The following is a 12011-nucleotide window of genomic DNA, read 5'->3' on the forward strand; positions in this document are numbered from 1 at the left end:
GCCATGAGCTCAAAATACAAATCGCTTAAGGAAGAATGCTACGAGGCGAACATGGAAATCAATGCCCTGGGGTTGGTCATATACACCTTTGGTAATGTAAGTGCCGTGGACAGGGACAATGCTGTTTTCGCTATAAAACCCAGTGGTGTGCCATACGAAACCCTAAAACCAGCGGATATCGTAATTGTGGATTATGATAATAATGTGGTTGAAGGAAACCTTAGGCCATCATCCGACACCAAAACCCATGGTTATCTTTATAAAAAATGGGAAAATATTGGGGGGGTGGCCCATACCCACGCCATGTATTCCGTTTCCTGGGCGCAGGCGCAAAGGGATATTCCAATTTTTGGAACCACACATGCCGATCACCTTACCCAGGATATTCCCTGTGCCCCGCCGATGGCAGGTGAACTGATAGAAGGAAATTACGAGCACAATACGGGCATCCAAATCTTGGATTGCTTCAAGGAAAGAAATTTGGATTACAACGAGGTTGAAATGATACTCATTGGAAACCATGGCCCATTTGCTTGGGGCAAAAACGCGGCCAAGGCGGTTTACAATACCAAAGTGTTGGAGACAGTGGCCCAAATGGCCTACTTGACCTTACAGATAAACCCCCAAGCGCCTAGATTAAAAGATTCACTAATAAAAAAACACTATGAACGTAAGCACGGAAAAAATGCTTACTACGGTCAATAAAAAAATTACAGTAAATGAAAATATCCAAAAAAGAGATCTGGTTTGTAACAGGAAGCCAACATTTATATGGTCCCGAAACCTTAAAACAAGTGGCCAGTAATTCAAAAAATATTGTTGATGGCTTGAATGCAGCCGGGAAATTGCCTGTCTCCTTGGTTTTTAAACCTATTGTTACCACACCGCAAGAAATAACCGCTCTTTGTCGTGAAGCGAGCAACAATCCATCCTGTATTGGTTTGGTAGCATGGATGCATACCTTTTCACCGGCAAAAATGTGGATTGCCGGCCTTAAGATATTGAGTAAGCCATTGTGTCATCTACATACGCAATTTAATGCTGAAATCCCTTGGGACAATATTGATATGGACTTTATGAACCTGAATCAATCCGCGCATGGTGACCGTGAGTTTGGATTTATGATGTCCAGAATGCGCAAAAATCGCAAAGTAGTGGTGGGTCATTGGAAAGATGAGCGCGTGCAACAAAAACTGGCTGTTTGGGCGAGAGTTGCTTTGGGGGCTGACGAATTGCAGCACATGAAAGTAGCCCGTATTGGCGATAATATGCGTGAAGTTGCAGTTACCGAAGGCGATAAGGTCGCCGCCCAGATGCGTTTTGGCGTAGCTGTGAACGGTTATGATTCGTCAGATATAACCAATATTATTGATGGATTGGACCAACATGCCGTTGATCAATTGGTTGATGAATACGAAGCCAGTTACAATTTGTCGGAATCCCTTCAAAAAAATGGAGCACAACGTCAATCCTTGATAGATTCGGCAAAAATTGAATTGGGACTTCGCACCTTTTTGGATGAAGGCGGGTTCAAGGCCTTTACCGATACCTTCGAGAATCTTGGTGCCTTGAAACAGTTGCCAGGCCTTGCAGTACAACGTTTAATGGCCGACGGATATGGTTTTGGTGGCGAAGGCGATTGGAAAACCGCTGCCATGGTAAGAACCATGAAAGTAATGGCCGACGGATTGGACGGTGGAACTTCGTTCATGGAGGACTATACCTACCACTTCACCCCTGAAAAAGATTATGTACTGGGTTCGCATATGTTGGAGATCTGTCCTTCCATTGCCAGTGCAAAACCATCTTGCGAAGTGCATCCCTTGGGCATCGGAGGCAAAGAAGACCCTGTGCGATTGGTTTTTGATTCACCAGCGGGAGAAGCGCTGAATGCATCATTGATCGATATGGGCAATAGGTTCCGTTTGATCGTGAACGAAGTGGAGGCAGTGGAGCCTATGGCCGATTTGCCAAAACTGCCCGTGGCACGTGTGCTCTGGGATGCAAAACCAAATCTGGATGTTGCCGCTACCGCATGGATTCATGCTGGTGGGGCGCACCATACCGTGTATACACAAGCATTGACCACCGAATACATGGAAGATTTCGCCGATATTTTCGGAATAGAACTTTTAGTCATAGATTCGGACACGAAACTTAGAGCATTTAAAGATCAACTCCATGCCAACGAAGCATACTATCATTTGTTTCAGCATGGAATGTAATCAAACTAACATAAAACTATAAATGATGAGGATAGCCAAACCTTCTATATTTTACTGTGTTTTACTTTTGGTCTTTACAACTATGGGCTGTAAGCAAAACAAAAAAGAAAGCCAGTCAGAAATGGAAACCGCAAAAACTGAAAGTGAACAAAACCCCATTGAAGAAACCATTTTTGGGGAAATGCCCGATGGCACAAAGGTGAAGAAATTCACTTTAAAAAATGAAGCAGGAATGGAAGTGGATGTCATCACCTATGGTGGTATCATCACTCGTTGGACGGCCCCCGATAAACAGGGAAACTATGAGGATATAGTCCTAGGTTTTGATCGTTTGGAACAATACCTTGATGGTAGCCCATACTTTGGAGCACTTATTGGGCGGTATGGGAATCGTATTGCCAAAGGGAAGTTTTCTTTGGATGGCGAGACCTACACGCTGGCCACGAACGATGGTAACAATCACCTTCACGGAGGGGAAAAAGGATTCGATAAGGTAATTTGGAACGCTATACCCAAAAATACAGGAGCGGGAGCGACTTTGGAGCTTACCTACACCAGTGAAGATGGGGAAGAAGGATACCCTGGGAAATTGGATGTAAAAGTTACTTATACCCTTACCAATGAGAACGAATTGGATATCCAATATGAAGCTGTTACGGACAAACCAACGGTAGTTAACTTAACACAACACAGTTATTTTAATCTTTCGGGGCAACTTTCCAAGCCCGTTTTGGACCATGAGATCTATTTGAATGCAGATACGTACCTGCCGGTTGATGGAGGTTTGATCCCAACAGGGGAATTTAGGGAAGTTGCTGGAACTCCTTTTGACTTTAAAGAGCCTAAATCCATCGGAGAAGAGATAGAGGCCGACAATGAACAGTTGGACCTTGGGGGAGGATACGACCATTGTTGGGTGCTCAACGAGGGAGAAGAAGATTTTGGTTTGGCAGCTTCGGCGTACCATCCCAACACGGGTAGATTGTTAGAGGTGTATACCAATGAGCCGGGCATACAATTTTACAGCGGAAACTTTTTGGATGGCACATTACCGGCAAAGGATGGGGGTGTCTACGGGAAACGTTCTGGGTTCTGTTTGGAAACACAACATTATCCAGATAGCCCTAACCAAGCTAATTTTCCCTCAGTTAGGTTAAATCCCGGGGAAACGTATTCTACTAGGACCATGTTCAGACTATCAACCAAACAATAAACTATTATGCAGACGCTGGATACTTTTGATTGGATTGCCATATCCATGTATTTTCTGGTACTTCTAGGAATAGCCCTATGGGTAATCCGAAAAAAAGAGAACAACACCGAGGATTATTTCTTGGCAGGTAGAAATGTGGGATGGTTTGTTGTTGGTGCTTCAATTTTCGCATCGAATATTGGTTCGGAGCATGTTGTGGGATTGGCAGGAGCTGGTGCAGGGGACCGTTTGCCCATGCTCATTTACGAAATACAGGCTTGGATCGTTCTTATTCTTGGTTGGGTGTTCTTGCCCTTCTATGCAAGAGCGGGAGTGTTTACCATGCCCGAATTTTTGGAAAAACGATTTGACGCAAGGGCCAGATGGATTCTCTCCGTATTTTCCATTGTGGCCTATGTGCTCACCAAAATTTCCGTAACCATTTATGCTGGTGGAGTAGTGGTGTCGGCATTATTGGGTATCGACTTTTGGACAGGTGCCATAGCAACCGTTGTGCTTACAGGGATTTATACTGTGCTTGGAGGTATGCGTGCCGTGGTATATACAGAAACCTTGCAGGCCATTATCTTGGTAATAGGAGCCGCGGCCCTAACATTTATTGGTTTAGACCATGTAGGCGGATGGGAAAGTATGAAAGAAACCGTAACCCCTGAATACCTTAACATGTGGAGGTCGGCCTCAGACCCTGATTTTCCTTGGCCATCACTTTTAATTGCCAGTACCATTACCGGTATTTGGTATTGGTGTACGGACCAATATATTGTGCAGCGTGCCTTAACCGCAAAGAATATTAAAGAAGGTAGGCGAGGAACGATTTTTGGTGCTTTGTTAAAGCTCTTCCCTGTATTCTTGTTCTTGATTCCAGGTGTGATCGCCCTTACCTTAAAGATGAGGGGAGAATTGCACTGGGACAGTCCTGATGAAGCATTCCCGGTTTTGATGAGTAACTTGTTGCCATCGGGACTTCGAGGTTTGGTGGCAGCAGGACTTTTGGCCGCTTTGATGAGTTCTTTGGCTTCCGTATTTAATTCGTGCTCTACCTTGTTTACGGTGGACATCTATAAAAAACTAAGACCCAATGCGCCAGAGAAAAAATTGGTGCGAACAGGTCAGATCGCAACAATAATAGTTGTGATTATCGGTATTATTTGGATTCCGATCATGGCCAATATCTCCGGGGTGCTCTACGAATATCTGCAAAGCGTCCAATCTTATATTGCGCCTCCGATTACGGCGGTGTTCTTACTGGGTATTTTCCATAAACGAATCAACTCACAGGGCGCATTTGTAACCATGGTGGTTGGATTTATCGTTGGGGCTTTAAGGATTGTTCTTGAGTTGGTCAAAGATTCATTGGATCCCGGAAGTTTCTGGTTCCTTTTAGGGGATATGAACTTCTTGTCCTTTGCATCATGGTTCTTCCTTTTCTGCATTATATTGATTGTGGTCGTGAGTTATGCTACCCCGGCACCATCGGATGAAAAGCTAAAGAACCTTACCTATGCCACTATTTCAGATGAAGAAAGAAAGAAGAACAAAAGCAGCTACAATTGGAAAGATATTGCCATTTCTGTCATTATTATAGCTATCGTTGCCTATGTGATGATATGGTTCAATGGTAAATAATAACTATTAGAATATATAGTATAAATAGTGCTCCTTTTAAGGGGCACTATTGTTTTATGGAAGTCCCTCAAAATAAAGGATGTTAAGATATTTTCCATCCATATCGTGACCTAGGTCATTTTTTATACGTTTTCATCGATTTATCTTTGATAAAAGCGAGATACCCATGAAAACCGTATTGATTCCTACCGATTTTTCCAAAAATGCTTTGCATGCCCTGCAATATGCACAAGAGCTTTTTAAATGTGAGCGCGCTTGTTTTTTTGTGCTGCACGCCTATGGTGAGGAGGTATACGGCAAGTATAAAACGGCAGTGTTGGAGGGTGTTGGGAAACTGAAAGAAGAGAAAAGGGAACAAACGGTAAAGAAATTGGATGAATTGGTCAATTCCGTAATTGGAGAACCACCAAACCCCTTGCACAATTTTGAGACCGTAGCACGTTTTGACAATCTAGTGGATAGTATAAATGATTTTGTGGATGAAATGAACATTGATGTGGTGATCATGGGAACCAAAGGGGAGACCAGCGATCACAAAACCACATTCGGGAGTTTCACCATAGAGATTTTTAAATATGTAAAGTGTCCGGTGCTGGCCATACCGGAAGATTTCGAGTACAGACAACCTAAGGCCATTCTTTTTCCAACAGATTATTTGCTTCCTTATAAGCGAAGGGAGTTAAAACTTTTAGGTGACCTGGCCGGTAAGTTTAAGTCCAAGGTATACTGTTTGTACATAACGGATTTTGAGGAACTCAGTCCTCGACAAGAAGATAACAAGTTGTTTTTGGAAGAAGCCTTGGCCAATAGCTACCTCCATTTTGAGACAACGCCTGTTAAAAACAAAGCAGGGGTCATTCTGGAGCAAATTGAGCAAAAAGACGCAGGGATGCTGGTTATGTTGAACTCTAGGCACTCCTTTTTTGAGGATATGCTCTATAGGTCGACAGTAGATTTACTGGGATTGAAGATTAAAATACCATTTATGGTAATGCAGAACATTAAGAGATAAAATCGTGAAGAAAAAACGGATCATATTGCCCACGGACTTTTCCAATAATGCTTGGAACGCCATTGCTTATGCTTTGACGATCTTTAAGGATGTTCCCTGTGATTTTTTTATCCTGAATTCTTATCAGGTGGGTGCCTCTGGTTTATCAACCAAAATGGCGGGAGCCAACGATACCCGTTTGTACAATTTGATCAAGGAACAATCCGACCGTGACCTCAAAAGGGAATTGGAAAAAATAAAAAGCTTTGACAAAAACCCAGAACATACATTTATTGCCCGTTCGGTTCCGGATAACCTTGTCAATGCCATTGGAAAGACAGTCTATCGCGAGGAGATTGATTACGTTATTATGGGAACCAAAGGGGCCTCGGGATTAAAAGAAGTCTTTATGGGAAGCAATACCTATAAAGTTATCAAGGAAGTGGATTTTTGTCCTGTTATTGCGGTGCCGGATGATTATCAAATAGACAAAGAAATAGATGCCATACTATTGGCAACGGGTTATGAGCATCTTTTTGAAAACTACGAACTGAAACCACTTTTGAATTTCGTCGAACATTTCAAAGCTAAATTATGGATAGCCCATGTAGGCAGTTTGGATGCACTGGCCCCTGAACAAAAAGCTTCCAAAAAAGGATTGAAAAACCGCCTTAAATCCATTGACTACGAATTTATTGAGGTGGAAAAGGACACTTCAGTTAACAATGCCATTCAGCAATTGGTTGAAAAAGACAAAACCATTGATATGGTTGTAATGATCAATCAAAACCATACTTTCTTTGAAAGGTTGACACGGGAACCTGTCATCAAAAAAGTAAGTTTTAGTTCCAAGGTGCCTTTTTTGGTCATCCACTTATTTGAATAATCGGTACAAGATTACAAGAACGATTTTGCCAATTGCACAATTTCCCCCTTTTGGAGTACTCCGGATTTTCTCCAGAGTTGTTCGCCGTTTTTAAAGAAGATCATTGTGGGAACACCCCTTACTTGGTAGGTGTTGGCAAGGCTTTGGTTTTTATCGACGTCTATTTTCACAATTTTTAGATCATCGCCCATTTCATCTTTTACCTGTTTTAAAATTGGGGCCAACATTTTACAGGGACCACACCATTCTGCCGAAAAATCCACTAGCGTTAATTGGTCGCTGTTGATCAAAGCTGCAAAATTTCCTTTCATTGTTTCTAAAAAATTATAGACTGCAATTTATAAAAACCCGATTTTTCCCAAAGTGACTTAAGTCACTTAACCATCAAAAATTGTATTGATATATATCTGGGCAACATTGGATGAATTTCTTTTTTTATCTTTAGCCACTGCACTATAAATCAAACTAAACCACAAATGTATTCAAGAATTACCCGATGTATTATCGCATTATTGGTGCTGGCTTCCTGTAAGGGCGAGAACAAAAAAGAAGAGTCCAATACTTGGCGAACCAAAAAAGCTGCCATGGAAAATGCTGTCCATAACCAATTATTGGATGTGGAAAGGAAAGAAGGATGGAAGTTGCTTTTTGATGGAGAGACGATGGATGGATGGCATCTGTACAACGATCCCAACGCCAATTCGGTTTGGGAGGTTGTGGATGGTGAATTGCATAGCAATACCGGCGATGAATCTTTAACGGCAGGCGATTTGGTTACCGATCAGCCTTATGAAGATTATGAACTAGTATTGGAATGGAAGGTGGCTGGGAACGGAAATAGCGGAATTTTCATCAACGTACAGGAAATGCCGGATGTTCCAACCGCATGGCAAAGTGGCCCGGAATATCAAATGTTGGGAGCGGACCACATGGATTACGATGTACCAGAGAAAAGGCCGGGTTGTTTGTACGTTTTTCAGCCTCAGCAAAATAAAGTGGAGGTAAAACAAGGGGAGTGGAACAAGACCCGAATAAAACAAGTGGACGGGAAAGTAGCGTTTTACCTGAATGGGGTTCTCACTGCTGAGGAAGATTTCAGCACACCTGAATGGAAAGAAAGGATCGCTGAGACCCATTTTTCCAAATATCCTGAGTTTGGCCGGACCACCGAGGGCAAAATAGCACTGCAGTATTGGTATTTTGAAACTTGGTTCCGAAATATAAAGATCAGGGAACTCTAAGCAAATCCTTCATCAGATCACTAGTTAGGGAACTTTCGGAGCGCTCATCAGCAGTTTTCCGGTAGTACTTCCATTGCGGAAAAAATAGAAATTTTACCATCAATAAATACATTGGGCTTCTTTTTTCTGTGAGTTTCTTGAGCCTGTCCTTGGAATTATGCCATAACTCATCCGCAATTTCATCATCCTCTTGTTCAATATAGGGAAAATAGGCAATGGACTTTTTGTTCACATAAACACAGGTACCCGCTCTTTTTAGATTTAATTTTATGCGATTTTGTGAACTCGGCCCAAAACCGGTTAATGGACATTGACCGTCTTAATTGGATGAAGTTTTGGCAAGGGATTTTTTAGCATTTGCACACAACCATTTACACTCTTGCCCATCATTTATTAAACAATAAAATTTAAATCGAAATGAAAGAAAAGCTTTTTAATGCTGGAATCTTGATTTGTATTGGTGCAATGCTTCTATCGTGTACTTCGGATGACGGGGTGGAATGTGCCGAAGATTTTACGGGAGATCTTAGTGCCAATGAGCAAAAATTGGTAGGGGAGTGGGTACTTTCTGGAATTGTAGCTGCCAAAGAATTGGATTTGACCGATGATAACACGGACAACCCATCCACTGACCTGTTTGCACAATACGCTGAATGTAAAAAAGATGCTTCTTATACATTTGGGGAAGATAGGTCGTATGCTTACGAACTGGGGAAATATGAAGAAGATTGTGAGTACATTGCTGCATCAACAGGAACATGGGAATTGGCGTCTCAAAACCTTAGTCTGGTATCTTCCTGTAGTTTGCAAACCACTGTCCTGGAATTTAACGAGGATTCCTCTCAATTCACTTTTTCAGAAATTTACAGTGTAACAGAGGTGACAGGAACTGTGGTCCAAACAAGAATTGATTTTACATACTCCTTAATGCCCTAGCATAAAGAAACTTTATTCGATGTCCAAGACATAATCAATAAAGAGGCTGCTTTTTAGCCTCTTTTTTTTGTTGCCTTTTTTAGGGGCGGATGCTATGCTTTGTCCAAATTTTGTAATGATTCTTGTATTTGATGGTGCTGATTTTAAGATGTTGCATGTTCATAAATCCGGACATCCAGAAACAGCTCAGGTCAGATACCCCTATTAAACGGAGAAGGTTTAAAAATGATGATACCTTGTTCTGGACGGCCTATCATTTGTGCAATTCGTTTCTTTGTCGACATGGTACTGAAGGTAATTTTTTAGATTTTAATATAACCTCAAAAGAATGAAAAATATCTTTCGGTTACTGTTTGTTTCTTTTCCGTTGCTTTTGGTTTCCGCTATGGCAGACAGATTTTATGTAACCATAGCCTTTTCTGAAGTGGCTTTACCTCCTGGGAACAATAATACAGATGTAATAAATCATGCTTTGCCTGGAGCTGTCAATAGCTAATTCAAATTCCTGAATTCACTAGGGGAATGTCCAACCCGTTGCTTAAAAAGTCTGGTAAAATGCTGTGGATATTTAAACCCTAGTCCATACGCTATTTCACTAACCGATTTATTGGGGTCAAAAACTCTTTCTTTGGCTACCTCAATGAGTTTGTTCTGGATATACTCCTGCGCGGATTTCCCAGTCTCTTTTTTAACCAAATCGCCAAAGTAATTGGAAGAAAGGTGCAGGCATTCTGCAAAGTAACCAACCGATGGAGTACCGTATTTTTGGGGTTGGTCCGATGCAAAGTAATCGTTCAACAATTTTTCGAACTTCTCCAGAGAGCCTATATTTTCAATTTCTCGCGTCAAGAACTGACGGTCATAGAAACGCGTACAATAGTCCAAAAACAGTTCGATGTTTGATACAATCAGCTTTTTACTGTGTTTGTCAATGGTCTGTTCCAATTCAAACTGAATTTTTTCCAACAAGCTCAAAATCACCCTTCGTTCCTTTGTGGAAAGGTGAAGTGCCTCGTTACTGGAGTATGCAAAAAAGCTATAGGAATGGATTTTGTGACCCAATTCTGTCCCCAGCAATAAATCTGGGTGAAAAAGAAGCGCATACCCTTCGGGTTTGTAATTGGGGGAATAATTCCCCAAACCAATAGTCTGATTCGGCGCTATAAAAACCAAGGTCCCCTCATCATAATCATAGTCCTTGCCCCCATACTTTATCTTACATCCCTTGGTATCCTTAATAAAGATAGCGTAACAATTAAAATGTAGGGAGTCGTATCCCTTAATCGTGTTTCCTTCTTCGACAATATGCTTAAAGTCGACTATGCCCACCAATGGGTGCAGGACTTCCTGTTTTCTCAAAGCGAGATAATCACCTATGGTGTTAATGGTCAATACATCTTGCATATAAGTATTAAATTTTGATAAATATAAGCTGTTGATTACCAGTAAATCAAACACCCCCTTCTGAATTCTGTAGTTATGGTAAGTATAACCGTAATCTGGGTTGGTTTGCCACTAAAATTAATGTTTATGTTTGGGTATTGAGGATTCAATTACCATAAATATAGCGACAAAATTGAATTTTGGATAAACAATATGAATTACAACAGTTGTAAACTTTTCAAAATGAAAACAGTATTGATTGGAATTTTTTTAGTGATGATCAACATGTCATTCTACGCACAGGACGCTGCAATTGAACAAGAAATCAAGGAGCTTTCCAAAACAAAATGGCAATGGATGGCGGACAAGGATGTGGACAAACTGGAATCTCTTTTTCATGACAAGGCCAAATTTGTGCACATGAGCGGTTCGTGGAAAAAGGACAGGGAACTCGAAATCATTGAATCGGGAAGTATCTGGTACAAACAGGCAGATGTCCACGATGTGGCCGTCGAGCTTTTTGGCAATGACACCGCCGTGCTTTGGAACAGGATCACCCTTGTGGCCCATGTTCGTGGCAATGATGTGTCCAATGAGTTTACGGTGACCGAATTCTATAAAAAAGAGGGCGGTGACTGGAAGCTGTTGGACCTTACTTTTAGCAGTGTCCGCGATACCCATAAAATTGAACATTGACACAACAATTCTTCAAAGGCTCTAAACAACGAGGGCACTTTAAAAGAATTTCGATAACTTTAAAAGGAACAATTTTTTATCATGGCAACATACACTTTAAATATCAATGGGAAACAGCGTGATGTAGATGTAGACCCTAATACACCCCTGCTTTGGGTATTGCGGGACCATTTGAACATGGTCGGGACCAAATACGGATGTGGTATCGCACAATGCGGGGCATGCACCGTACATCTTGGGGATGTGGCGACACGATCCTGTATGCTGACGGTCTCTTCCGTGGGGAACCAAGAAATAACCACAATCGAGGGACTGTCTGAAAATGGGGACCATCCCGTTCAAAAAGCCTGGTTGGAAGTTGATGTGCCCCAATGCGGCTATTGCCAAGCAGGACAGATCATGACGGCATCCGCCCTGTTGAAGAAGAACCCCAATCCAACGGACCAGGAGATCGAGATGGCCATGAACGGCAACATTTGCCGCTGTGGTACCTATACAAGGATCAAAAAGGCGATCAAAACTGCCGCTAACCAGGAAAACGTTTAATCATTAAGAAATTCAGAAGATGGCAAGGATAAAGACACAAATGGGCCGCCGCGCCTTCATCAGAAATACAAGTCTGGCCAGTGGCGGATTGGTACTTGGGTTCAGCATGTTGAATTCCTGTAGGCCTAAGGATGCCGAAAAAATGGCCGCTCGGGAAATGCCAGACGAGTGGTTCGAGATCAATGCCTACCTAAGAATAGGCGATAACGGACTGGTGACCATAATGGCACCCAATCCCGAATTTGGACAAGGGGTCATTACCTCCATG

At 42.0% G+C, this 12011-nt stretch carries 13 protein-coding genes and 1 pseudogene; 11 read left to right on the forward strand and 3 right to left on the reverse strand.

Going from position 1 to position 12011, the window contains the following annotated elements:
• Window positions 1-3: 3 nt before the first annotated feature.
• The 6 genes from AC13CC_RS08365 to AC13CC_RS08390 all read left to right on the forward strand — a co-directional run bounded on the left by AC13CC_RS08365 (window position 4) and on the right by AC13CC_RS08390 (window position 6941).
• The gene (locus tag AC13CC_RS08365; protein WP_482876113.1) at window positions 4-705 is read left to right on the forward strand and encodes an L-ribulose-5-phosphate 4-epimerase; all 702 of its coding nucleotides are present in this window, start codon (window positions 4-6) and stop codon (window positions 703-705) included.
• 14 nt (window positions 706-719) lie between these two features.
• The gene (gene araA / locus AC13CC_RS08370) at window positions 720-2225 is read left to right on the forward strand and encodes an L-arabinose isomerase (RefSeq protein ID WP_482876112.1); all 1506 of its coding nucleotides are present in this window, start codon (window positions 720-722) and stop codon (window positions 2223-2225) included.
• 22 nt (window positions 2226-2247) lie between these two features.
• Window positions 2248-3438 carry an aldose epimerase family protein gene (locus AC13CC_RS08375; RefSeq protein WP_482876110.1) on the forward strand — a complete coding sequence of 397 codons (1191 nt, stop codon included), beginning with the start codon at window positions 2248-2250 and terminating at the stop codon, window positions 3436-3438.
• 6 nt (window positions 3439-3444) lie between these two features.
• Entirely contained in the window at window positions 3445-5064 is a 1620-nt protein-coding gene (locus tag AC13CC_RS08380) for a sodium:solute symporter (protein WP_326278166.1), read from the forward strand.
• A 166-nt stretch (window positions 5065-5230) separates the two neighbouring features.
• Window positions 5231-6076, forward strand: coding sequence for a universal stress protein (locus AC13CC_RS08385; RefSeq protein ID WP_482876108.1), 846 nt, complete (start codon window positions 5231-5233; stop codon window positions 6074-6076).
• A 4-nt stretch (window positions 6077-6080) separates the two neighbouring features.
• Window positions 6081-6941: a universal stress protein gene (locus tag AC13CC_RS08390; protein WP_482876106.1), complete on the forward strand. Its 861-nt coding sequence runs from the start codon at window positions 6081-6083 to the stop codon at window positions 6939-6941.
• A gap of 11 nt (window positions 6942-6952) precedes the next feature.
• On the opposite strand, the gene trxA is transcribed toward AC13CC_RS08390, so the two are convergent.
• A complete protein-coding gene (trxA, locus tag AC13CC_RS08395; protein WP_163626072.1) occupies window positions 6953-7252 on the reverse strand; it encodes a thioredoxin in 300 nt (99 codons plus the stop codon).
• A gap of 165 nt (window positions 7253-7417) precedes the next feature.
• Between trxA and AC13CC_RS08400 the strand changes: the two genes are divergently transcribed.
• A complete protein-coding gene (locus tag AC13CC_RS08400; RefSeq protein WP_482876104.1) occupies window positions 7418-8182 on the forward strand; it encodes a 3-keto-disaccharide hydrolase in 765 nt (254 codons plus the stop codon).
• Here AC13CC_RS08400 and AC13CC_RS08405 read toward each other — a convergent pair.
• Window positions 8169-8414 (reverse strand): hypothetical protein, encoded by a 246-nt coding sequence (locus AC13CC_RS08405; protein WP_326278162.1) that lies wholly within the window; start codon window positions 8412-8414, stop codon window positions 8169-8171. The two genes, AC13CC_RS08400 and AC13CC_RS08405, sit on opposite strands and share 14 nt — an antisense overlap.
• A gap of 185 nt (window positions 8415-8599) precedes the next feature.
• On the opposite strand from AC13CC_RS08405, the gene AC13CC_RS08410 reads away from it, so the two are divergent.
• Entirely contained in the window at window positions 8600-9118 is a 519-nt protein-coding gene (locus AC13CC_RS08410; RefSeq protein ID WP_482876102.1) for a DUF5004 domain-containing protein, read from the forward strand.
• Window positions 9119-9610: 492 nt separating this feature from the next.
• Here the strand turns inward: AC13CC_RS08410 and AC13CC_RS08415 are convergent, their stop codons facing one another.
• Window positions 9611-10522 carry a helix-turn-helix domain-containing protein gene (locus AC13CC_RS08415; RefSeq protein WP_482876100.1) on the reverse strand — a complete coding sequence of 304 codons (912 nt, stop codon included), beginning with the start codon at window positions 10520-10522 and terminating at the stop codon, window positions 9611-9613.
• A 222-nt stretch (window positions 10523-10744) separates the two neighbouring features.
• On the opposite strand from AC13CC_RS08415, the gene AC13CC_RS08420 reads away from it, so the two are divergent.
• The 3 genes and pseudogenes from AC13CC_RS08420 to AC13CC_RS08430 all read left to right on the forward strand — a co-directional run.
• Window positions 10745-11197 (forward strand): nuclear transport factor 2 family protein, encoded by a 453-nt coding sequence (locus AC13CC_RS08420; RefSeq protein ID WP_326278159.1) that lies wholly within the window; start codon window positions 10745-10747, stop codon window positions 11195-11197.
• Between the two features lie 81 nt (window positions 11198-11278).
• Window positions 11279-11743: a (2Fe-2S)-binding protein gene (locus tag AC13CC_RS08425; protein WP_482876098.1), complete on the forward strand. Its 465-nt coding sequence runs from the start codon at window positions 11279-11281 to the stop codon at window positions 11741-11743.
• A 19-nt stretch (window positions 11744-11762) separates the two neighbouring features.
• Window positions 11763-12011: pseudogene (locus AC13CC_RS08430) on the forward strand (xanthine dehydrogenase family protein molybdopterin-binding subunit); the annotation flags it as partial.

The sequence above is a fragment of the Flagellimonas sp. L-11 genome (genome assembly GCF_056857735.1).